The following is a 21,895-nucleotide window of genomic DNA, read 5'->3' as shown; positions in this document are numbered from 1 at the left end:
GCAATTCGACACCACAGTGGCGCGGAAGATGTTGTGATTGGCGGTTTTTGATGCCTTGCCACTGTGCTGACCGGCGGCACCGGCCGTGCCGGCTTCGCGCCCGCCTCGCCGTGCCCGATGAGGCGTCCGCGCCCCGATCGCCTATGTCTCCCAGTGCGTCGGCCTCCGCCGCCGCGACGCCATCCCACAGCGGGTGACCTTCGCCGATCAGCCGACCTCGACGGTGCTCACCGGCTCGCCGCCCGTGCCGAGGTGCTGATCTGCGGTGGTGCCGCCTGGGGCGTCGGCCATCCGACCGTCCTCGTGCCGAGCCGGCGCAGGCGGGTCACGGTCAGCACGATCAGCACGGGTCTCGAGCGTGCACATACGGGGTCGTAGAAGTTGGGCCGCGTGCCGGGCCGGTACTGGACCAAGAAACGTCATCAGCGAGAGACACGGCAAGAGGCCGGTTCTCCCGAAGCCGAGCCACGGGCGGCCCATCCGGACGTGTCGCGGTCAGCGCAGCGGCACTTTCCAGCACAGCCTCGTTCCCGCGCTGTCTCCGTCGCTGCCGGTACCGGAAGCGACCGTGAAACTGCCGGCCGCCTCCTCCGCGCGCCGCGCGAGATTCGTCAGGCCGCTCGGTGTGACCTCGCCGGGCATGCCGCACCCGTCGTCCTCGACGACGATGGTCAAGTCGTCGGCCAAGGTGATCTCGACCGAGACCGACGCCGCGCCGGAATGCCGGACGGTGTTGCTGAGCGCTTCCCGCACCACGGCTTCGGCGTGGTCGGCCGGTTCCGGCTCCAGCGCGCCGTAGGGGACGTCGACCAGGGAGATCGCGGTGTGCACGATCGTGCGCAGGGTGCGATCCAGGTCCAGTCCGGAGGTGACGGTCAGCATGGCCTCGATCAGGCCGTCCATCCGGTCGCGGGCGTCGATGATCTGCTCGATGCGATCCTCGACCTCGCCCAGCAACTCGCGCAGCCGCAGTTGGGAGAGCGTATCGCGGACCGAGTAGGTGTCGGCCGAGGGTCAGAAGTCGATCTGGGAGCCGGACGGCCGGGATCGGAGTTTGGAGGCATAGACGGCTGCCTGGGTCCGCCGTTCCAGGCCGAGCTTGGCCAACAGCCGGGAGACGTAATTCTTGACCGTCTTCTCGGCCAGGAACATGCGCTGGGCGATCTGCCGATTGGTCAGCCCTTCGCCGAGCAGGTCGAGCAGTTTGCGTTCCTGTTCGGTGAGCCCGGCCAGCGGGCCCTGTTCGGTGTCGGCCCGTAGTCGTTGCATCAAGGCGGCCGCGGCGCGGTTGTCCAGCAGTGAGCGCCCGGCGCCGACCTCCTTGATCGCCTTCGCCAACTCCATGCCCTTGATGTCCTTGACCACGTAACCGCTGGCCCCGGCCAGGATGGCGTCCAGCATGGCCTGCTCGTCGGTGAACGAGGTGAGAATCAGGCAGCGCAGATCATCCACTTTCGACAGCAGATCCCGGCACAGTTCCATCCCGTTGCCGTCGGGCAGGCGCACATCCAGTACGGCGACGTCCGGCCGCAGCGCCGGAATCCGTGCGAGGGCTTGGGCGACATCGCCCGCCTCGCCGACGACCGACAGTTCCGGGTCGTCGGCGAGCAGGTCCACGAGACCGCGCCGGACGATTTCGTGGTCGTCGACCAGAAACACCGTGATCATGCTGGCGTCCAATCCGGGGGAGCAGTTGCGCGATCGACACTACGCATCGGGCAGGCGGCTCGGTACGGACCAAAGTCCTCTTCCCGGATCCGGCAGGCGCGGCGAGACGCTACCCCAGCTCGATCGGACCGTTTGCGGGGGCGTCGAGGGCGGTGCGGCTGCTGGAACGGATCAGCCGGTCGGCGTGTCGGCGCGGGTGAGCCCCTCGGCGATCAGGATCCGGTGGGCTTGCTGGGCGGCGGAAACTCTCGCGGTGTCTTGCGCAGCGCCACCGGCGGTTTCCTCGAGGCTGCGAGCGAGCACCGCCACCGCGTCGGTCAGTGCTCGCAACCGGTTGTCCAGTTCGTCGAAGCGCGACGATACCGGCCGGGTGACCGCCGTTTCCTGCAAGGTGCCCGCCAGGTCGGATCCGCGCAGGACGGCCCGCATATCGTCCGGAAGCAACGCGAACACGTGGTCGAGTTGCCCGGGCGAGAACAGCTCGGCCAGCGCGTCGGTGACGGCACCGGCCAGCGCGTAGGCCTCGTCGCGGGATACGCCTGCTTCCCGCGCGAACTGATCGAGGAACGAGGGCACGTCGTGCGCGACGGGGACCCGCGCGGGGACCCAGCCCTCGTAGAAGATCCCGCGCAGGAGTTCGGGAAGCTGGGCGCTCAGGTGCGCGGCCGCGTTGACGCCGATGCGGTCACGCACAGTGTGCAGCCAGGCGCGCAATGCGCGGTGCGCGAATGCGCGGTCTTCGGTGGCGAGTCCGTCGGCGAGAGTGCGCAGCCACTCGTGCGCGGTGTGCACCGCTGGTGCGAGGGGGTCGCGGTGGTAGCTCATGGGAGATGCCTTTCACGGGTGAATCATGGCTGATCGTGCCGGTGGGATCCCGTTTCGCACGACCGCGATACGGAGGATTTCCTGTCCCATACCGAAGAGACTGCTCGTTCGCGCCCGGACCGGTGAGAGGCAACGTGCCCGCACTGACGGGACCATGGTCACCCGGACGCGACCGTGCCCGCCGTCGAGCGGCGGTAGGGGTCGCGTGGGATCAGTGGGAGCCGGTGACGGTGAAGATTTCCATGACCGGTCGCCGCGGAGTCGGCGGCATCATGTTCGCGTCGTCGGGTGCGGTGCCGACGCGGATCAGCACCTGCGGTGATCCCGGGCGGGGGATGAGGCCCCGCGAGCAGTCCGCGGGTGGTCGGCAGTTCGGCGATGTGGGTCAGCGCGCACGTCGCCGGCCCCGCGGCGGTGCACTCCAGCAGGACGGCCGACAGTGCCTCGCCGGTGCGCAGCCAGTGTGTCACCGAATCGCCTTCGGTGCTGAGTACGAGCAGTGCGGCGCGATGCTCGAGCTGGGCACGCCGCATCGAACGCGGCGCGGCGGGAAACGCGCGGCCGATGTCGACCCGGGCGAACTCCGCATCCGGCACCAGCGCGGTGGGCGGCACCCCCTCGGAAATCTCGGAATGCCCCGCCCACCACTGTAATCCGGCCTGATACAGCAGATCGTCTCGGCGCAGAGCCCCAGCCTGCTCCGAAGCCGCGGCCAGTCGGGGCCCGGGCGCTGTCGGCCGGCACGTCGAGTTCCACCTCGTGCGGCGAGGTGAGCATCCGCAGCCGGGGCAGGATCTCGGCGAAGCCCGCTGGTTCGGTCATCGGAAGCCGGTCGGTGCGTCGCAGGTCGATGGCCAGCGCCCGGGTATGGATTCCCTCGGGCGGAGTGGCCCAGGGACGGAATTCGATCACCGCGAGATGATCGGGGCGTTGCCGGTCGGGCGTACACAGGCCCAGCCTGTCCGCGCGAACGGGCCGGCGCGAGGCCAGGGCTATTTGTAATCGAAGGGGAGAATGTTTCGATGCCGCTGGGCCATCGGTTCATGCCGCCTACCGCCGTGCGTCAGTCCCGGCCGGCCAGGTCCAGCCTGCCGAAATAGAAGGCGAGGCCGAAGGCCATCACAGCGCCACCGGCGACCGCCGCGATGTTTTCGCTTTTCGTCCGGCTACGTCCGCGCAAGAGCGCGGTGCCTGCCGCGAGGTTGACCGCTCCCCACGCGATGTTCTGGGTCGGGGAGGACAGGCCGACACCCGGCGGACTCGCGAACGGAGTCGGAAATCGTTCCCCGGTGAGCCCCTTCACCGCATGCGGCACGGCGTTGACCAGCAGTGCGCCCGCGGCGAATGGCGCCAGCGTCCGGGTCGGGCGGCGAATTGCGGTGGGCATGCGTCTCCTGGATGACGACGGTACAGCCGAGAATATCGAAGGCGCGCCTCTCGTGTCAGAGCTCGAATGCGATCCCCAGGAGCGCGACGACGATGCCGACGGCGGTGTCCACGAGGGTGTCCCGGTCGATCGGCAGGCGGCCGTCGACCCAATCGAGGTAGATCGCGGTCAGTGCGCCGGCGAGAGCGGTGCCGATGGCGGCGAGGGTTTCGTCGCTGCTGGCGAACAGTCCGTCGGCGGCGGGACCGAGCACGGGCGCCATGGCTCGGATGACCGTCGGCGTGCGAAGGGCGATATGGCGGCGCAGATGGTCATCGGCGAGTGGCTCGCGCAGGAGCACCCGAGCGCGGCGCGGGTCCTCCTCGAAGAAGCCCGCGCAGATCTCCAGCGCCGATCGCACGCCGGCCTGCGCATCGGCGGGTGCGATGGCGGAGAGCCGATCGCGCAAGGCTGCTTCGACGCGGTCGTAGACGGCGGTGATCAGAGTTTCGCGCCTGTCGAAGCTCTCGTAGAAGTAACGCGGGCTCAGGTTGGCCTGGCGCGTGACCGCCCGCATCGTCACCGCGCTCGTCCCCGCGGTGCCGAGCAGTTCGAGACCGACGTCCAGAAGCTGCTCGCGGCGGTCCTCGGATCGGTCTCGCAGCGTCTGGCCACGCCAGAGTTTGGGCGAACTCACCAGCTCATCCTCGCATCGCGCCGCGGCGGCACCTGTTGACACCACCTGATTCCAGATGAATCATGTGATTCAAGTTGGGTGCGGCCACGCCCAACTGTCCGCCCGAAAACGGGCTGACGGCGGGTCTCGGCCTCCGGGCGCTACCGATTCCTTCGGCGCTGCTCCGAAGACCATGATCGAGGCCGTGGTGAAAGGGTGCCCATGTTCAGCGACGAACAATTTCAGCAGGCCCTGCGTCGTCCCCGATTGTCGAAACCGGTTCCGGAATACCTCCATACCAACCGCGCGGCACGGATCCGCGCGATTCCGGAATCGGAGCTACAGGCCACCACCGAGGAGTGGTTCGGCGAGTTCGAACGCAAGCTGACCCACTACGGCAAGCTCGGCAACGATGTGAGCTGGTTGCTGGACTGGGCGAAGAAGTACTGGTGGAGCTTTCTGGTCCGGGACATGAGCCTCAACCACGAGCTCTACACCGCCGACGTGCGCTACACCGATGTGACCACCTTCGGCCGTACGATCGTCGGCATCGACGAGTTCGTGAAGTACAACTTCGCCTTCTTCGACGCCATTGCGGACTGGCGCTACGATCCGCTGCCGGGCCAGGTCTACCTCGACGTGACGCCCGAAGGCCGGGTGCGCACGGTCATTCGCTACATCGGCAGCGGCCATTGGACCGGCCCGCTGCGCTTGTATCCGTACGACGACAGCGCGCCCGCGCTCTACGGAGACGGCCGATTCATCCAGTGCCCGGCCGTGGACCGCTACCACTTCAACGCGGACGGCCTGATGGAGGAAGGCGAAACCCTCTACGACGCTTTCGATGTCACGCAACGCGCCGGAATCCTGCCGCGGGACGACAGCTGGCAGTTCCGGGCCCTGCTGGCCGCCTCGAAGATCCCCGCGTTCACCAGCCGCCTCGGAAAACTGGTCTAGGCCGGTTCGAGTCGGCGAAATCCCGAGCAACATCGGATCGAACCAGTCAGTGAAGATGACGCTTCGGGTGAGCAGGCCTGCTACTGAGGCGCCGCAACGTGATCGGCTCACCGTGGCGCAGGCCGTCCGCGCGCTGAGCCTCGATGACAAAAGAAAGGCAAGGAGGTTGTTCACTCCCTGCCACTCTCAACATATAGCGCACCCCGGGCCTTGCGGCAAGCCCCTGGTCGTGCTGCAGAATCTCCAGCCGAAGCCAGATCCTGCGAAAACAGGGGTTCGCGAGTACGTACGCTCCTGTCGACGCATGAGTCCGGCGGGACGTCGACCGTCGGTGCGCCTCGCGGTGTGGTCGCGGGTACTCCGGCACGGACGTGCGGGTGCGCCGCGGGACCGCGCGGGCAAGCCGGCCGAAATATGCGAAAGGTTTTCGATGGTTGATGTGATCATTGCCGGCGGCGGACCGACCGGTTTGATGCTGGCCGGCGAATTGCGGCTGCACGACGTGCCTACGCTCGTGCTGGAGAAGGAGTCGAAACCGACCGAGCAGTCCCGCGGGCAGGGTTTGCACACGCGCAGCGTCGAGATGATGGACCAGCGTGGTCTGCTGGACCGGTTCCTCGCGGTCAGTGAGAAGTTCCAGGTGGGCGGATTGTTCGGCGGCGTCGTCAAGCCGTGGCCGGAACAATTGGACACCGCGCACCCGTACGGCCTCGCTACTCCGCAACCGGTCACCGAACGGCTGCTCAACGAGCGTGCTCTCGAACTCGGGGCCGAGGTCCGGCGCGGTTGCGAACTGGTCGGGCTGAGCCAGGACGACGACGGCGTCACCGTCGAGCTGGCGGACGGCACGCGGCTGCGCTCGCGTTATCTCGTCGGCTGCGACGGCGGGCGCAGTGCAGTGCGCAAGCTGCTCGGCGTCGGATTCCCTGGTGAATCCGCAACAGTGGAGACGCTGCTGGGTGTCATGGAGCTGACCGAGGACCCGGCGAAGGTCGCCGCCGTTGTCGAAGAAGTGCACAAGACGCAGAAGCGGTTCGACGCGCAACCCCTCGCCGACGGGACGTATCGCGTCGTCGTGCCTGCGGACGGTGTGGCCGAGGACCGCGCGAGCGCACCGACTCTCACGGAGTTCAAGCAGCAGTTGCGCGCGGTCGCGGGTCTCGACTTCGGGGCGCACTCACCGCGCTGGCTGTCCCGCTTCGGCGACGCCACCCGGCAGGCCGATCGCTACCGCGTCGGGCGGGTGCTGCTGGCCGGGGATGCGGCGCACATCCACCCGCCGACCGGTGGACAGGGGCTCAACCTCGGCATCCAGGACGCGTTCAACCTCGGCTGGAAACTGGCCGCCGAGGTCGCCGGCTGGGCGCCGGAGGGGCTGCTGGACAGCTACCACTCCGAACGGCACCCCGTGGGCGCCCGCGTGCTGGAGAACACCCGTGCGCAGATCACGCTGCTGGGGACCGATCCGGGTGCGACCGCGCTGCGCGAGCTGTTCTCGAACCTGATGGACTTCGAGGAGGTGAACCGGTACGTCACCGAGCTCATCACCGCGACCGGCGTTCGCTACGACTTCGGCGAGGGGCACGAACTGCTCGGCCGTCGAATGCGGGACGTAGGGCTGAAGCGGGGACGCCTCTACGGGCTGATGCACGGCGGCCGCGGGTTGCTGCTCGACCAGACCGGCCTGCTCTCGGTGGCGGGCTGGGCCGACCGGGTGGACCACGTCGTCGATGTCAGCGAGGAATTGGCGGCGCCCGCGGTGCTGTTGCGACCGGACGGCCATGTGGCGTGGGTCGGTGCAGATCAGCAGGACCTGACCAACCAGCTGCCGAAATGGTTCGGCGCTGCCACCAGCTGAGGACAGGGGTGGCCGGAGCGGTTCCGGCCACCCGCACTCGATCGACGAGCGGCGATGCACAGCCCGAAGTAGGCGGCAAGGGCTCGGCCGAGTGGTCCGCCCGCGGCCCCGATCGCGATCGTGCCGGTGGTGTCGCCGCTTTTGGACAGCAGACGTCGGTACCACCTGGTGACGTTCGGGCCCGCGCCCTGCGTGTCGAGTTCTCCGGCGCTCGCGTCTTCCTCGAGCGCCTGGTCGAGTGGTCCATCGCAGGTGTCTCCGGAGGACGACTCCGGCCTGATCGGATCGCTGCAGGGCGCAGCCGCCTCCGCTGAAGGTCAACTGGATCGGCTGATCTCGGCCTTCTTCGCCGCCAGCCGCGCGGCGAATTCCGGGGAATCGAGCGAGGCGACCTGCGGCACGATCTCGGCGTCGACGGCGTCCGCGTGCGCGTCGAGGTTCGCGGTGTGGCGCATGGTGCGCTTGGTGGTGATCAGCAGGTCGCGCGGCGCTTCGGCGGCGCCCGCGGCGAAGTCGAGCGCGCCGGCGAGCAGTGCGTCGTGATCTCCGTCGATCACCTGGTGCGCCAATCCGGCGGCGAGCGCGGCTTCGGCGTCGAGGATCTCCCCGAACAGCGTCATCGCGGCGGCTCGTTGCGGCCCGACGGCGCGTTGCAGCATCCAGGTCATCCCGCCGCCGGGATGGATGCCCAGCCGCAGGAATCGCGCGTCGAACCGGGCGCGGGGACCGGCGATCCGTACGTCGGCGGCCAGCGCGAGATTGAGACCCGCGCCGACGGCCGCGCCGCCGACCGCGGCGATGGTCGGCAGGGTGCATCGCGCGACCGCGAGGAATCCGTCGTAGATCACCCGGAGACCCTGCTCACGGGCCGCGCCGAGAGCACTGAGATCGGCACCCGCGCAGAACGCGGGCGGAGTTCCGGTGACGATCACCGCGTGCACGCCGGTATCGCGCTCCGCCTCGGCCACCGCGGCGGCCAGCTGTTCGGAGAGCGCCGGTGTCAACGCGTTCCGTCGATCCGGGTCGTGCACGGTGATGACCGCGACCTTGTCCCGCCGCTCACTGCTGATCTCCGCCATGAACGGATCGTAGGCGCCGGGCACGACGGGGGACACAGGGGGAACCTGACATGTCGACGACGGCCGGTAAGTGTATCCGGGGGGTTCTTCGAATCTGGTTGAAGACAAATCTGGAATCGAATCTACGCATGCTCGAGGATCGCTCTGCACTGCGATGCGACGGCGTGTTGCTGTATCGAGGGAACGGTCTTGTGACACTCGGGGTGCTCGTAACCAACGTGCCACCGAACCCAACGATGTCGATCAGGATTGCTCGACGTGAAGACCTGATCGGAGTGTCCTCGGACGAACACCTCATCGAGCCGCGGTGCGTAGCGGCTGAAGGTGCGCTCGCCTGCCTTTTTATTATCTCATGAGCACCGTTTTCATTTACAACGGATAGCGACTTTCGGTATGTCCGGGGACCGCTATGGTGCCCGGCATGCTTTCTGGTGATGAGAAATTCGTTCGTTCCGGGCGAGTTCAGTTGTGGACCGAGCGTTTCGGTTTCCCTGATGACCCCACCGTTTTGCTGGTCATGGGCACCTCTACGCAGGGCATCGGCTGGCCCGATGAGCTGGTGGAAGCTCTCGTGAACAGCGGTCGGCAGGTGATCCGGTTCGATCATCGTGACACCGGCCGTTCCGACTCCGTCGATTTCGCAACGCGCCCGTACGCGCTCGCCGACATGGCCGCTGACACGGCAGCTGTTCTCGACGGTCACGGCGTAACGGCGGCGCACATCGTGGGGACGTCGCTGGGCGCGGCGATCGGGCAGTGGCTCGCCGTTCATCAGGCGACCCGTGTCCGCACGCTGACGGCCATGGCTTCCTCTCCCATGGGTGACAACCCCGGCCCGGCATGGGCGCGGGCACTGTCAGGTCAACCGGCTGCGGCCGACGAACTCCCGCCCCCGACGGCCCGGTTCCTGAACCACTTGACGGCCTCCGCGAAGGCGCCCCGTACCACTGTCCAGCAGTGCATGGACGCCGACGTACAGACTTGGCGACTGCTCAACGGCGATGTCCTGCCCTTCGACGAGGCCGCCGCGCGGCGGTTCGTCGAACACTGCTACGCACGGGCCGACAACCTCGCCGCCGCCTCGAATCACGATCTCGCCGGGCGGCGCTGGGACGACGACCGGCGAGCGTCCTTGTCCCGCATCACCGCAGCCACTTTGGTTTTGCATGGCAGCGATGACCCGCTGTTCCCCCGAGTCCACGGTGAAGCCCTCGCGGCGCAGATCCCGGCGGCGCACCTGGAGATCGTGCCTGGAATGGGCCACCACCCGTTCTTCTCGCCGGGACTCACCGAGCGGATCGCCGGCTCGATCATTCGCCACACGACCTGATTCGGAGCCGCCCGCATTCGGGCCATCGCCCGACATGCATCACTCGCGCCTGGCCATGGCCGGGCTGTGCCGGCGCTGCCGAGTGGGGCGACCAGTTGTGGTCCAGTGAGGAAGACTTGGGTATCTGAAATCGAATGTCGCAGTAGCTGTTATTGGGCGACCTCGATCGTGCGCGTGAGCACCTCCGTCGTGCACAGGAGACGATCGGCGCCCTCGGCGACGACGAGTATGGGCAGTTGATCAGGAACGGCTTGGAGCAGGTGGCTGAACAGCTGCGCTGACCGAATCCACTCCGAAGTTCCGTCCTACGCTACAGGTACTCCTTACTCGATCAGCTTCTCGCTTTTCAGCCAGTCGTAGGCGACGTCGGCGGGGTCCTCTCCATCGATGTCGACGCGACTGTTCAGGTCTTGCATCAACTCATCGGTGAGATGCTGGGAGATCGTCCCGAGCAGGGGGCGCAGCTGCGGGTAGCGGTCGATGACGGCGCCCCGCACGACCGCCGTGCCACTGTAGGGCAGGAAGAACTTCGCGTCGTCGTCGAGGACGACCAGGTTCAAGTTCTTGACCCGGCCGTCGGTGGTGTAGATCATGCCGAAGTTGCACGGGGCGCCCTTGGCCGTCGCCGTGTAGACGACGCCTGCGTCCATCCGCGTGACGTTGCCGGCCGGGACACCGTTCGGGTCGTTGTAGGGAATCCCGTACTTCCGCAGCATCGGGATGAAACCGTCCGCGCGACTGAAGAATTCGTCGTCCACGCAGAATGTCCGGTCGGGGACCGGTAACGCGGCCACGTCGGACAGGGACCGAACCTTCAGGCGTTCGGCGTTCGGAGTCGACGCGCCGAACGCGTATGTGTCGTTGAAGTTGGCCGGCGGTAGCCACTCCAGATCGTGTTCGCGCTTCTCGACGTCGTGGACCCGCTGCCAGAGCTCGGTCGGGTCCGAGATCGTCTCGGTCTGGTTGTGGTAGTTCACCCAACCGGTGCCGGTGTACTCCCAGAGCACATCGGCGTCACCGTTGAGCTGGGCTTGGCGAGACGACGCCGAACCCGGCGCCCCGGTCAGGTCCGTGACGTCGGCGCCCGCCGCGGCCAGGTAGGTCGCGGTGATCTTGCCCAGCAGTACGCCCTCGGTGAAGCTCTTGGAGGTGACCACCAGCTTCGCGCCCGCCAGAGGCCGTGCGCCGTCCGGCAGTCGCGCGTCGTGGAACGTTCCGGACGAACTCACCAGTCCGCAGCCGGTGAGCGCCGTCGCCAGCGCGAACGCGGAGAGCAGAGTGAGCAGTCGGGCGCGTGGCGATCTCATGCGATACCTCGCGGGGTCGCGGCCAGTTCGACCAGTCTGCCGAGCCAGTCGATGATCAACGCCAGGAGCCCGACCAGGATGGCGCCGGAGATGAGCAGCTTGGGCAGGAACAGGGTGACGCCGGTGGTGATCAGCGTGCCGAGGCTGGTCGCGCCGATGAAGGTGCTCAGCGTCGCGGTACCGACCAGAATGACCAGCGCGGTACGCACACCGTTGAGGATCACCGGCACCGCGAGCGGTAGCTCGACTTGCAGCAGCGTCCGCGTCGCCGAATAGCCGATGCCCCGCGACGCCTCGATAGTGCGCTGATCCACCTGCCGGAGCCCGACGATCGTGTTCTGCAGGATCGGCAGGACCGCGTACACGACGAGTCCGACGATCGCCGTCCGGAACCCGGTGCCCAGCCAGAAGGTGAACAGGACGAGCAGCCCGACCGCGGGCGCGGCCTGACCGATATTGGCGATATTGACCGCGATCGGCTCCAGCCGTCGTAAGGCGGGGCGGGTCAACGCTATGCCCAGCGGAATCGCGACGACCACCACGATCACCGTGGCCACCGCTGTCAGCTCGATGTGCGCGAGGATCGTGGTCCGCAGGTTGGCCCAACCCAGGGACGCCTTCTCGGTCGGGGTGAACGTCGTGGACCGATACCAGATGACGTATCCGATCCCGATGACGAGGATGATGATCGGCTCGAACCAGACGTCGATCGGAACGCGGCGCAGACGGCTCATGACTGCCCGGCCGATCCCGGTTCGTCATCGGCGGCGACCACCGGCGTGGGCGCCGGGTCGGTGCCGTCGATGTACGTCTCGTAGGACAGCTCCTCCTCGTCGGCGCGCCCCTCGGCCAGTTTGTTCCGGATCACCTCGGTCACCGAACCGATGGCGAGCGAGCCGATCACCGCGCCGCGGCCGTCGGTGACGAGTGCGGCGCCTTGGCTGGTGGCGAGCATGGCGTCGAGCGCGTCGTTGAGGGTCGAGGATCGGGCGACGACCGGCAACCGGCGATCGAGGTAGTCGGAGACCTCCGGTTTGGTCGCCAGCTCCGCGAGCGAGGGCCACGACCGCGGCCGCCCGGCCTCGTCGACCACGACGACCCAGGTGTGTCCGGCAGCCTTGGCGCGGGCGATCACACCCTGCGCCGACTCACCGACTCGAGCGGTGATCACGTCGTCGTAGGCCACGTCGCGCACCCGCGAGACGGTCAGATACGCCAGTTTCGCGCCGGACCCCACGAACTCCTGCACGAACGGCGTCGCCGGGTCGGTGAGGATCTCCTCCGGGCGCGCGTACTGCTCGACGTGCCCGCCTTCCGACAGGATGAGCACCTTGTCGCCGAGCTTGGTGGCTTCCTCGAAGTCGTGCGTGACGATCACGATGGTCTTGCCGAGTTCGTGCTGGATCGCGATCAGGCTGTCCTGCAGGCGCGCGCGGGTGATCGGATCGACCGCGCCGAAGGGCTCGTCCATGAGCAGGACCGGGGGGTCCGCCGCGAGCGCGCGTGCGACGCCGACCCGCTGCTGTTGTCCACCGGACATGTCCTTGGGCAGCCGGTCGGCGAAAGCGGCCGGGTCCAAGCCGACCAGATCGAGCAGGTACTCGGTGCGTTCGGCGATCCGCTTCTTGTCCCACCCGAGCACCCGTGGGATGGCGCCGATGTTCTTGGCGACCGACCAGTGCGGGAACAGGCCACCGGACTGGATGACATACCCGATCGACTGCCGCAGTTTGTCGGGGTCCTCCTCGGTGACGTCCCGGCCGCCGATGCGAATCCTGCCTTCGGTGGGCTCGATCAGGCGGTTGATCATCTTGAGGGTGGTCGTCTTGCCGCAGCCGGAGGGGCCGACGAACGCGACGATGTCACCTGCCTCGATCTGGAGGTCGAGACGCTCGACCGCGGGCTTCTGCTGGCCTTTGTAGCGCTTGACGACCGAGTCCAGTTCGATGGACGCACCGGTCACATTGCGTTCCGGTGTCGCCGGGGCGGGCTGACTGGTCACGTCGTCGGTCATGCGAGTCCCTTTGCGATGGTGAGGCGCCCGAGCAGGACGAGGAGCGCGTCGAACACCAGCGCGATGACGACGATGAGGATGGTGCCGGTCAGAGCCATCTCCAGGGCGTTCGCGCCACCGAGGCGGGAGAGGCCGTTGAAGATCAATGATCCGAGGCCCGGTCCGAGTACATAGGCGACGATGGCCGCGACGCCGACGATCATTTGGGTCGACACCCTGATGCCGGTGAGGATCACCGGCCAGGCGATCGGCAATTCGACGGTCAGCAATATGCGCCATCGCGAAAACCCGATGCCACGAGCGGATTCGACGACCGAGGCCGGTACCGACCGCAAACCCACGATCGCGTTGCCGATCACCGGCAACGCCGCGAAGAACGCCAACATGACGAAAGACGGAACCACGCCCAGCCCGAACGGGACCAACAGAATCGCCAGCAACGCCAGCGAAGGGATCGTCAGCGCGACCCGGCTGGAGGTCAGGGAAAGCGCGGCCAGCAACGGGAGCCGATAAACCGCCACCGCGATCAGGACAGCGACGACGGTTCCGACCAGGACTGTCTGAAACGCCAAGGAGGCGTGCTGATAGGTGAGGAATGCCAAAACCTCTCCCCGTCCCCGGACGTAACTCCATAGATTCACGGGATTCCCATCGTCGGCCGACGATCAATCGGCGCCTGTGTACGCGTAGTCACCGGATACGCGAGCCGTAATAGACTAATCTATGCTGCGTTTTCGGTCCTGGACGGCACGCGGCGAGTGATTCGCGGGATCGCGAAAAGGGCGGTTGTTTCCGGCCGGTACCAGCGGGGAGACAATTCGCCGCGCACTCGCCGATAACGAACTCGAGTCATCTTTCTCCTGAGGTGTTACGCCGCGCGCGTGCGTGGGTCGACGGCGGAGTAGTACTCCAGTCGCACCACCCGCACGGCGGTTCCGGTGTCGGCTGCTGTGTGATCGGCGGACACGCGGGGCCTTTCGCTCGAACCTGACGGTCGGGTCCGAGGAAACCACCCATGGCGCGGCACAGCCAGCATTACGTTCACGCAGATCGAAACCGGCCGTCGGGCAGCCCCGCCGATCAGCCGATCAACCACTCGCCGGCGATGGGCGGTGCCATATCCGGCGCGTCGGACGCGCTAGCTCACCGAGCGCAGGCGGTGCAGGGTGGACGGATCGAGATCGAGGGTCAGGTCGATCGGCCCGAGGTCGGTGGCGACGCGCGCGAATTCCGCGACCCAGCGACCGACCGGCTCGGCACGGTGGACGAGACCCCAGCTCAGCGTGGGCCCCTCGTCGATCGGGAGGTACACCGCGTCGCCACGGTCGTAGTACTTGATCCCTTGCCCGCAGGCGAAGGCCACCGCCGCGCCGGTTGTCACGGTCCACAGGACCTCCTCCCGTGTGGGAGCGGGAGCGCCGGTATCCCGCGGGCTCGAAGCCAGCGGCGAGAACGACTCCTCCCAGTAGTCCGGAATCGGCAACCCGGAGGGAAGGATCTGGTAGCCGCCCAAGTCGGCCAAGCCCACCGAGGAACGGTTCGCCAACTCGTGCGTGCGCCCGACCACCAGCACGATGGGCTCGGTGAAGGCCGGCGGCCCCACCCGCAGGTCCGGTTCCCGCACGGGCAGTGCCACCAAGGCCACGTCGACGTCGCCGCTGCGGAGGGGGCCGAACGGGTCGTCGATCCGGATCTCGCGCACGCGGAATTCGACGTGCGGATGGCGGGTCCTGAACAACGCCGTCATGGGAGCCAGGTCCTGCCACATCGGCCCCAGCACTCCCAGCGTCAAGGTGTCCGGTCCGCCACGGGCGGCGTTCGCGGCCGACTCCATGCCCTCGAGGATTCGGCGATAACCCGCCTGGAGGTCGTCGCGCAACTGTTCGCCCAGCGGTGTCAAAGTGACTTTGCGGCTGGTTCGCTCGAACAGGGGAGCGCCGATCCTTCTTTCCTGCTTGGCGATCGTCTGACTCACCCGGGGTGTGGAGATGTGCAGCCGCTCAGCGGTCCGGCCGAAGTGCAACTCCTCGGCAAGGGTCAAGAAGATCTCGATCTCGCGTAACTCCACCCCGTCATAGTCCTCATCGTTAACCCCCGGCGCAACCGGCGTTTCGCGATTGCTCATTGTTCGCGCAGCCGCACGGCGGAAAACTGTGAGGCACAGGAGAAAGCGACCCGGTGGGAGGAACGGTGCCAACCAGGATCCGAGATGAGAGGGCAGGGCCATGGCAGTCGTGCGAACGCATCGATACGTCGTCGTGACCGGCATGCTGGCGCAACTGCTCGAACAGCGGACCCGGCTGATCCGGAGCATCCGGTCGGTTGACGCGGCGTTCACCGCGGCCACCTTGATTCGGCAGGACGACGGGTCCTACCTCGATATCTGGCGCTGGGAGTCGGCCGAGGCGATGCGCGCGGCAAGGGCCGGAGTGGGGAACTTCCCGCTGGCCGCGGCGACCGCGACGCTGACGATCGGCCACTCCGTACTGGACGGCAAGGTACTCGACGAGCGGTAGTCCGCCCGCCGGAGCCGTCCGGCTTCGAATCCATCCGTGACCGGCACGGAAATCACCCGAGAACCCACCGCACGAAACCGGTGGCGGTCGCCGCTGGGCAGCTGTCATCGACCGATCGTGCAGAAAGAGGAGAACACAATGACTCGCAACAACTGGTACCGGCAGCTGCACCGCTGGATGTCCCTCACGTTCACGGCGACCGTGATCGTCTGCTTCATCGCCGCCGCGTTGGGGCTCACCGAGTCCGCGATCTGGGTGTTCTATCTGCCTTTGCCCCCGCTCTTCTTGCTGCTGGGCACCGGCCTGTACATGTTCGTCCTGCCCTACCGCAGGAAGCGGTCGGCGAGCGCCGCGCCTGCCGCATAGGGCCGGTCTCTCGGACGGACCAGGGGGTCCGCCGAGTGCGTCCCAGCGACTGCGCGCCCGGTCGATGCGGGATCGATCCGATCCACGCTCGCACAGCGTCACCGACCGGGCCGCAACGCCGGGCGAACTGATGGCGGCGGCCACCGCGGCGCTGGTGGCCGACCGTCGATCGGAGTGCTTCAATCGATCTATGTGCAGGTGGATGGCCTATTCGGGGGAGCCGATCCTGGCCGAGGACCTTTTGTTCCGGCCGGTGCATTCCCTCATCGATCAGAGCTTGCACTCCCGCCTCGGCGCGACGACGACCAACGGCGACGGCTTCGGGATCGCCTGGTACGGCGAAGGCCCACGACCAGCGGTTTTCAAGGACGTCGAACCGGCATGGAACGACCGCAACCTGCGCGAGATCGCGGCTCAGGTGCGTACCTCGCTGTTCTTCGCGCATGTGCGCGCGTCGACCGGCACGGCGGTGCAGCGCAGTAACTGTCACCCGTTCCGGCACGGGCACTGGTTGTGGATGCACAACGGATCGCTGCGCGATTTCCAGACGACCAGGCGCGATCTGATGACGGCGGTCGATCCGGCCCTGTTCACCGACATCGAAGGTTCCACGGATTCCGAAACCCTCTTCTTTCTCGCGCTGACCTTCGGGCTCGTCCACGACCCGTTCGGCGCGGTCGCTCGTGCCGTCGGCTTCGTCGAGGACGTGAGCCGCGCGTACGGCATCGAAGCCCCGGTACAGATGACGGTCGCGACCACCGACGGCGAGTCGATGTGGTTCTTCCGGTACTCCACCGAGCACCGAACGCGGTCGCTGTTCTATTCGAACGATGTCGCCAAAGTGCGGGCTCTACATCCGGAGGTGGAAGCGCTGCGCCGACTGGGCGAGGAGGCGCGATTCGTGGTTTCCGAGCCGCTGCGCGACCTGCCGGGCGCGTGGAACGAGGTCTCGGAATCCTCGGCCGGCGTCGTGCGCGCCGGTCACGACGAGACTCGCCCGTTCCACCCGATCGCACCCTGATCCGCCCGGTGCGGATCGACGGCGTCATGGGCTCGGGCGCGATCGCTACCGCGTCGGTACGCCCGAGCGCTCCAGCAAGTGGCTGTACAGGTGGCCGAGGATCTCCGCGCGTGCGGGCCGAGCCGCGGGAACCAGTCCCGGCATGCTCAGGAAGGAGTGCACCGCCTCCGGATAGTGGGTCAGCGTGACCTCTACTCCGGCCTGTCGCAGCCGCTCGGCATAGGCAGGAGCTTGATCCTCCAGCGGATCCGTACCCACGGCTTGGATCAAAGCCGGGGCGAGTCCCGCCAGGTTCTCGACTGCCAGCGGCGAAATCGAGCGGGCGTCGAATGACGTGGGCAGCGCGATACGCTGCACGGCACGGCAATTGGCCGGGGTCGCGGTCGGGCTGTCGGCGTTCTCGGTGAACGAAGGGTACTCGAAGACTCGGTCGGTCCAGTCCAGCTGCGGGTTGAGCAGTACCTGTGCGCGCACCGGCAGCCCGAGTTCGACCGCCCTGATCGCGGAGAGCGCCGCAAGGGTGGCTCCCGCACTGGAGCCCAGCAGGGCGAGCCGAGTGCGATCGGCTCCCCATACCGCGGCCTGCTCGACGATGCGCGGTAGGCCGTCGTAGGCATCCTGGACGGGTGCGGGCACGGGGTGCTCGGGCGCCAGCCGGTAGTCGACCGAGACGACCACCGCCGGGCAGTTGGCCGCGAGGTGACTGAGCAGCCAGTCGTCCTGGTCCGGCGCGCCGAGAATGAATCCGCCACCGTGGAAGGCGACGATCAGCGGCAGCTTCGAGCCGCCTCGGGCGGGCTGGTACACGCGCAGATCCAGCCGACGTCCCGGCAGCTCGAGTACCGACGAGGTGATCCGCGCGCCGTGGTCGGGCTTGCCGGTGGCGAGCCGGCCGACTACGGACCGGCGCCTGCGGTGCTGCGCTTCGCGTAATTCGATCACCTGGGCCGGGGTGATCGAATCCCAGTCCGGCTCGGTCGAGAGCGCGGTCAGAAGCCGGACTCGCGGTGGAACTCTGCCTCGCATGATGTGCCTCCAGGCGGTGCGTGATGATCTTCGTCGGCCACCGTGTTCTCGGCGGCGTAGCGATACCCTGGCAGCTGTGACCGTGGGTGCGCTTTCGGAAATATGCGGTCCGGCGACGGCGCCGATGGTGTGGTTGCGGCCGGGGCACGCCGGGTACATCGGGCCGGAGCTCGGCGTCGACCTGCATTCCGTCTCGGTCGCGGTGCTCAGCGTCGGTTTGGAGGGGCCATTCGTCCTGCAGACGGCCGCGCACGGGGAGGTGGGCACCGGCAGCGCGTTCGCTCCCGCCCGCGCGGCGCACCGCGTCGTCGCCCCCGAGCGGTGGATCCTCCTGCTGTTCGTCGATCCCGCGGGCGCGCCCGTCACCGGCATGGCGGACGAAATGACAGCCACCACGGGGCCCTACGGCCTCGGCCACAAGCGGGAACGGGAACTCGTGGAGCTCTGTGGTGAGACGGACGTGGATCCCGACCGGATCTTCGCTCGCGCCACAGGTGGCCCGGCGTCGGTCGCCGATCCGCGAATCGAGTGGGTCGCCGCCGCCATCCGCCGCGATCCGAACCAAACCTTCCGAGCCGACTCGATCGCCGCGAACCTGGGCCTGTCCACCGCCCATTTCCTTCGCTTGTTCGCCCAGTGGTCGGGCACCACATTCCGCGGCTATCAGCGGTGGGCCCGAGTCGTCCATACCTTGCGGGACGCCGCGTCCGGGCGCGATCTCACGCGTTCTGCCGTCGATGCCGGTTTCGCCACCCCGTCCCACTTCAGCGAGACCTTCCACGACATGTTCGGGCTGTCCGCCACCGCACTGCTGCGGTCCGGTGTCCGGTTCGATCTCGAAATATGATGCGCGCCAACGATATTCGTTGACCGCCGATTGATCGAGGTGACGATTTCGGGGCGGTCTTCTGCCGACATGATGGCGTAATACGTCCCACTGGGCAGCGGTGAACCTGACCGGCAACGGTGTTCGCGCGCATACCATTCCGGGGCTACGCCGAGTTCGGCGTGCGGCCGCTGGGATTTCGTGGCTCGGTCCTGCTTCAGTCGTGCGCGCATCGGCGAGCGCCGTCCAGCGCTCGGTCGACTTGCGGGGAGATCGACCGCCACGGCGGTCACGAGACGGAGAGGAGCGGACTCCTTTCCATTCTCAACATATAGCGCACCAGGGGGCTTGCGGCAAGACCCGGGTCGTGCCGCAAAATCGCTGGCCGAAGCCGAAGTCGGGAAGCCGCTGCGACGTGAACACCCGGCCCGTCGGCCACTGAAAGTGAGGGGCATATGCCAACGCGAGAGTACGAGAACGAATTGCGGTCCGAGCGAAGCTACGTGGCCGCACTCTACGCCCGACTCGACGCCGAGCGCGCACGAGTGAAGCGAAAGTACAGCGCGGCGTTGCGCGGAAACGGCGAGACTCTGGTGGATCGCGATGTCGAGGTGCGGGCGCTGGCCAGGCAGGTGAAGCGGCTCGACGTGGCGGACCACGGGCTGTGCTTCGGGCGGCTGGACGCGCTCTCGGGCGAGCGTTCCTACATCGGACGCATCGGGCTGTTCGACGAGGAGAACGAATACGAGCCGCTGTTGCTCGATTGGCGCGCGCCGGCGGCGCGGGCGTTCTATATCGCCACCGCGGCCAACCCGGAAGACATGCGCCGCCGCCGCCAGTTCCACTCCCGCGGGCGTCACCTGGTCGATTTCACCGATGAGGTCCTCGGCCGTCCCGGCGGCGGCGAGCGAGGGGACGCGGCCTTGCTCGCGGCGGTCGATGCGCCGCGCGGAACGGGAATGCGCGACATCGTGGCGACGATCCAGGCCGAGCAGGACGAGATCATCCGGCTCGATCATCCAGGCGTGCTGGTGATCGAAGGTGGTCCGGGCACCGGGAAAACCGTGGTGGCGCTGCACCGCGTGGCGTACTTGCTCTACACCCAGCGGGAGCGGATGGAACGCCACGGTGTGCTCGTGGTGGGGCCCAACCCGGCGTTCCTGGATCACATCGGCCGCGTTCTTCCGTCACTGGGAGAGACGAACGTCGTGTTCATGACCACCGGCGACCTGATGCCCGGCCTGCGGGTCACCGCCGAGGACACCCCGGAGGCCGCGCGGCTCAAAGGCTCGTTGCAGATCCTGGACGTGCTCGCGGCGGCGGTCGCCGATCGGCAGCGACTGCCGCGGCATCCGCTGTCGATCGAGCTGACGGACGTCACGGTGCGAATCGACGCCGAGACCGCGGAGTGGGGCAGGGAAGAGGCCCGCGCGAGCGGGCTGCCGCACAACGAAGCCCGCGCCGTGTTCAGCGAGATCGTCACCTGGGCGCTCACCGAACGGGCGATAGCCAGGATCGGCCGGGGCTGGCTGAGTCGCGAGGACCGCGAAGCATGGGAGAACCTGCGGGCGGACCTGCGCGCGGAGCTCGCGGACAATGACCGGTTCACCGCCGCGCTCGACGAACTCTGGCCGATACTGACGCCGGAGACACTGTTGGCGCAGCTCTACGCGTCGCCGGAACGGTTGCGAGCGGCGGGCGGCGACCAAGCGCTGTGGCGCGCCGACGGTGCGGCCTGGACGGTGTCGGACGTGCCGCTGCTGGACGAACTGGTCGATTTGCTCGGCCGCGGCGAACCGGCCGACCGCGCGGCCGAGCGGGAACAGCGGGCCGCGGCCGAGTACGCGGCCGGCGTACTGGACATCCTGATCAGCCGCGAAGACCTGATGGACGACGAAGACCATCTGCTCGCCCAGGACTTGGTGTATGCCGAGGACCTGGCGGATCGGTTCGTCGAGCGCGACAGCCGTGCGGTGGCCGAACGCGCGGCCGCGGACCGGGACTGGACCTACCGGCACGTGGTGGTCGACGAGGCCCAGGAGTTGTCCGAGATGGACTGGCGGGTGCTGATGCGGCGTTGCCCGGGCCGATCCTTCACGGTGGTCGGCGATCTCGCGCAACGGCGGTCGGCCGCCGGAGCGACGTCGTGGGGCGCGATGCTGGAGCCGTATGTGCCCGGCCGCTGGGTCTACCGGTCGCTGTCGGTGAACTATCGCACGCCGGCGGAGATCATGATGGTCGCCGCCGCGCTGCTCGCCGAGTTCGCGCCCGGAGTGCGGCCCCCGGAGTCGGTCCGCGCGTGCGGCGTCCGGCCTTGGTCCGAACGGGTCGGCGAGGACGAATTAGCCACTGCTATAACGGATTTCGTGCGTGCCGAAGCCGGTCGCGAGGGCACCAGCGTCGTGATCGGGCCACCGGATGTGCCGGGCGCGGTCGCGGCATCGGAAACGAAGGGCCTGGAGTACGACGCGGTCTTGGTGGTCGAGCCGGAACGAATCCTCGCCGACGGCCCGCGCGGAGCAGCCGAACTCTACGTCGCTCTCACCCGCGCGACCCAACGCCTCGGCGTGCTGCACCGAAAACCGTTGCCGCAGGCCCTGTCCGGGCTCGCCGAAGTTCGGACGCCCGCCAAACCGGCGATCAACGGTTAGCGGGGAGCCGATCCTCGTGCGCGGTGCGCCGCGGCGCGGTGTGCCGCGTCTTGCGCAGACCCCATACCACCAGGGTCACCCCTATGCCCATGTATTGCAGGTAGGCCGCGGCGACCAGCCATCCGCCGTAGTCGCGCAACCACGCCTGTAACGGCATCAGCGCTACCATGCCGGTGCAGATCAGCAGCGCGCCGAGCACCAGCGCCGGAATCCGCAGCGGCGCGATCTGCTCATCGAGACCGTGCGCCGACGGCGCCGGATCCGTGGTACCCCCCGTGCCCGGCAAGGAGCCGACAATGGCGCTGACCACACCGGGTTCGGCCTTGCCGGGTATTGGAGCTGAGATAGCCATAGCATTCTCCGGGCCGACACTTTGATCGGCCGAGTTCGCGATTCGGTATGTAGCTGG

At 67.7% G+C, this 21,895-nt stretch carries 23 protein-coding genes and 1 pseudogene; 9 read left to right on the top strand and 15 right to left on the bottom strand.

What is annotated here, in order from left to right; all coding sequences use genetic code 11:
* Positions 1–495: 495 nt before the first annotated feature.
* The 7 genes and pseudogenes from ON27_RS45750 to ON27_RS04160 form a co-directional block, all read right to left on the bottom strand.
* Positions 496–789 carry a sensor histidine kinase gene (locus ON27_RS45750; protein ID WP_373282729.1) on the bottom strand — a complete coding sequence of 98 codons (294 nt, stop codon included), beginning with the start codon at positions 787–789 and terminating at the stop codon, positions 496–498.
* Positions 783–972, bottom strand: a pseudogene (locus tag ON27_RS45745) (histidine kinase); the annotation flags it as partial. The gene ON27_RS45750 and the pseudogene ON27_RS45745, both read right to left, overlap by 7 nt.
* A 42-nt stretch (positions 973–1,014) precedes the next feature.
* The gene (locus ON27_RS04180; protein WP_043719592.1) at positions 1,015–1,668 is read right to left on the bottom strand and encodes a response regulator; all 654 of its coding nucleotides are present in this window, start codon (positions 1,666–1,668) and stop codon (positions 1,015–1,017) included.
* Positions 1,669–1,839: 171 nt separating this feature from the next.
* On the bottom strand, positions 1,840–2,493 hold the full coding sequence (locus ON27_RS04175; RefSeq protein ID WP_043719501.1) for a DUF2267 domain-containing protein: 654 nt from the start codon (positions 2,491–2,493) through the stop codon (positions 1,840–1,842).
* 158 nt (positions 2,494–2,651) lie between these two features.
* Entirely contained in the window at positions 2,652–3,107 is a 456-nt protein-coding gene (locus ON27_RS39650; protein ID WP_051046203.1) for a hypothetical protein, read from the bottom strand.
* Positions 3,108–3,556: 449 nt separating this feature from the next.
* The gene (locus tag ON27_RS04165) at positions 3,557–3,880 is read right to left on the bottom strand and encodes a hypothetical protein (RefSeq protein ID WP_043719499.1); all 324 of its coding nucleotides are present in this window, start codon (positions 3,878–3,880) and stop codon (positions 3,557–3,559) included.
* 55 nt (positions 3,881–3,935) lie between these two features.
* Complete coding sequence (locus ON27_RS04160; RefSeq protein ID WP_043719590.1) at positions 3,936–4,556, bottom strand: TetR/AcrR family transcriptional regulator; 621 nt, start codon at positions 4,554–4,556, stop codon at positions 3,936–3,938.
* A gap of 201 nt (positions 4,557–4,757) precedes the next feature.
* Between ON27_RS04160 and ON27_RS04155 the strand changes: the two genes are divergently transcribed.
* Both ON27_RS04155 and rox read left to right on the top strand, forming a co-directional pair.
* A complete protein-coding gene (locus ON27_RS04155; protein WP_043719497.1) occupies positions 4,758–5,492 on the top strand; it encodes a hypothetical protein in 735 nt (244 codons plus the stop codon).
* Positions 5,493–5,922: 430 nt separating this feature from the next.
* Positions 5,923–7,350, top strand: a complete 1,428-nt coding sequence (rox, locus tag ON27_RS04150) for a rifampin monooxygenase (RefSeq protein WP_043719495.1) — start codon at positions 5,923–5,925, stop codon at positions 7,348–7,350.
* A 317-nt stretch (positions 7,351–7,667) separates the two neighbouring features.
* On the opposite strand, the gene ON27_RS04145 is transcribed toward rox, so the two are convergent.
* On the bottom strand, positions 7,668–8,429 hold the full coding sequence (locus ON27_RS04145; RefSeq protein WP_043719587.1) for an enoyl-CoA hydratase: 762 nt from the start codon (positions 8,427–8,429) through the stop codon (positions 7,668–7,670).
* A gap of 421 nt (positions 8,430–8,850) precedes the next feature.
* Between ON27_RS04145 and ON27_RS04140 the strand changes: the two genes are divergently transcribed.
* Together ON27_RS04140 and ON27_RS45340 are read left to right on the top strand one after the other, a co-directional pair.
* The gene (locus ON27_RS04140) at positions 8,851–9,759 is read left to right on the top strand and encodes an alpha/beta fold hydrolase (protein ID WP_043719585.1); all 909 of its coding nucleotides are present in this window, start codon (positions 8,851–8,853) and stop codon (positions 9,757–9,759) included.
* Between the two features lie 152 nt (positions 9,760–9,911).
* Positions 9,912–10,040, top strand: coding sequence for a hypothetical protein (locus ON27_RS45340; RefSeq protein WP_281032754.1), 129 nt, complete (start codon positions 9,912–9,914; stop codon positions 10,038–10,040).
* A gap of 42 nt (positions 10,041–10,082) precedes the next feature.
* Here ON27_RS45340 and ON27_RS04135 read toward each other — a convergent pair whose 3' ends face one another.
* From ON27_RS04135 to ON27_RS04115, 5 genes are all read right to left on the bottom strand, one after another.
* The gene (locus ON27_RS04135) at positions 10,083–11,066 is read right to left on the bottom strand and encodes a glycine betaine ABC transporter substrate-binding protein (protein ID WP_043719492.1); all 984 of its coding nucleotides are present in this window, start codon (positions 11,064–11,066) and stop codon (positions 10,083–10,085) included.
* Positions 11,063–11,800 carry an ABC transporter permease gene (locus ON27_RS04130; protein ID WP_043719489.1) on the bottom strand — a complete coding sequence of 246 codons (738 nt, stop codon included), beginning with the start codon at positions 11,798–11,800 and terminating at the stop codon, positions 11,063–11,065. The genes ON27_RS04135 and ON27_RS04130 overlap by 4 nt, the downstream gene beginning before the upstream one ends.
* A complete protein-coding gene (locus tag ON27_RS04125) occupies positions 11,797–13,080 on the bottom strand; it encodes an ABC transporter ATP-binding protein (protein WP_043719486.1) in 1,284 nt (427 codons plus the stop codon). The genes ON27_RS04130 and ON27_RS04125 overlap by 4 nt, the downstream gene beginning before the upstream one ends.
* Positions 13,077–13,721, bottom strand: coding sequence for an ABC transporter permease (locus ON27_RS04120; protein ID WP_043719484.1), 645 nt, complete (start codon positions 13,719–13,721; stop codon positions 13,077–13,079). The genes ON27_RS04125 and ON27_RS04120 overlap by 4 nt, the downstream gene beginning before the upstream one ends.
* 497 nt (positions 13,722–14,218) lie before the next feature.
* Entirely contained in the window at positions 14,219–15,148 is a 930-nt protein-coding gene (locus tag ON27_RS04115) for a LysR family transcriptional regulator (protein WP_063711274.1), read from the bottom strand.
* Positions 15,149–15,305: 157 nt separating this feature from the next.
* Between ON27_RS04115 and ON27_RS04110 the strand changes: the two genes are divergently transcribed.
* From ON27_RS04110 to ON27_RS04100, 3 genes are all read left to right on the top strand, one after another.
* The gene (locus tag ON27_RS04110; RefSeq protein WP_043719478.1) at positions 15,306–15,596 is read left to right on the top strand and encodes a hypothetical protein; all 291 of its coding nucleotides are present in this window, start codon (positions 15,306–15,308) and stop codon (positions 15,594–15,596) included.
* Between the two features lie 138 nt (positions 15,597–15,734).
* Positions 15,735–15,962, top strand: coding sequence for a hypothetical protein (locus tag ON27_RS04105; RefSeq protein WP_043719579.1), 228 nt, complete (start codon positions 15,735–15,737; stop codon positions 15,960–15,962).
* 202 nt (positions 15,963–16,164) lie between these two features.
* Entirely contained in the window at positions 16,165–16,983 is an 819-nt protein-coding gene (locus ON27_RS04100) for a class II glutamine amidotransferase (protein ID WP_043719577.1), read from the top strand.
* 45 nt (positions 16,984–17,028) lie between these two features.
* Here ON27_RS04100 and ON27_RS04095 read toward each other — a convergent pair whose 3' ends face one another.
* On the bottom strand, positions 17,029–18,009 hold the full coding sequence (locus ON27_RS04095) for an alpha/beta hydrolase (RefSeq protein WP_063711273.1): 981 nt from the start codon (positions 18,007–18,009) through the stop codon (positions 17,029–17,031).
* Between the two features lie 76 nt (positions 18,010–18,085).
* Here ON27_RS04095 and ON27_RS04090 point away from each other — a divergent pair, with 76 nt between their 5' ends.
* Both ON27_RS04090 and helR read left to right on the top strand, forming a co-directional pair.
* Positions 18,086–18,856: an AraC family transcriptional regulator gene (locus ON27_RS04090; protein ID WP_157227079.1), complete on the top strand. Its 771-nt coding sequence runs from the start codon at positions 18,086–18,088 to the stop codon at positions 18,854–18,856.
* A gap of 434 nt (positions 18,857–19,290) precedes the next feature.
* The gene (helR, locus tag ON27_RS04085) at positions 19,291–21,486 is read left to right on the top strand and encodes an RNA polymerase recycling motor ATPase HelR (RefSeq protein WP_174377810.1); all 2,196 of its coding nucleotides are present in this window, start codon (positions 19,291–19,293) and stop codon (positions 21,484–21,486) included.
* Here the strand turns inward: helR and ON27_RS04080 are convergent.
* Positions 21,476–21,838, bottom strand: a complete 363-nt coding sequence (locus tag ON27_RS04080; protein ID WP_157227078.1) for a hypothetical protein — start codon at positions 21,836–21,838, stop codon at positions 21,476–21,478. The genes helR and ON27_RS04080 overlap by 11 nt on opposite strands.
* Positions 21,839–21,895 lie beyond the last annotated feature (57 nt).

This window comes from Nocardia asiatica NBRC 100129 (assembly GCF_000308415.1).
GTDB classification, from domain to species: Bacteria; Actinomycetota; Actinomycetes; order Mycobacteriales; family Mycobacteriaceae; genus Nocardia; species Nocardia asiatica.
The sequence above is the reverse complement of the archived record's forward strand: the minus strand, read 5'-3'. Positions and strand labels throughout refer to the sequence as shown.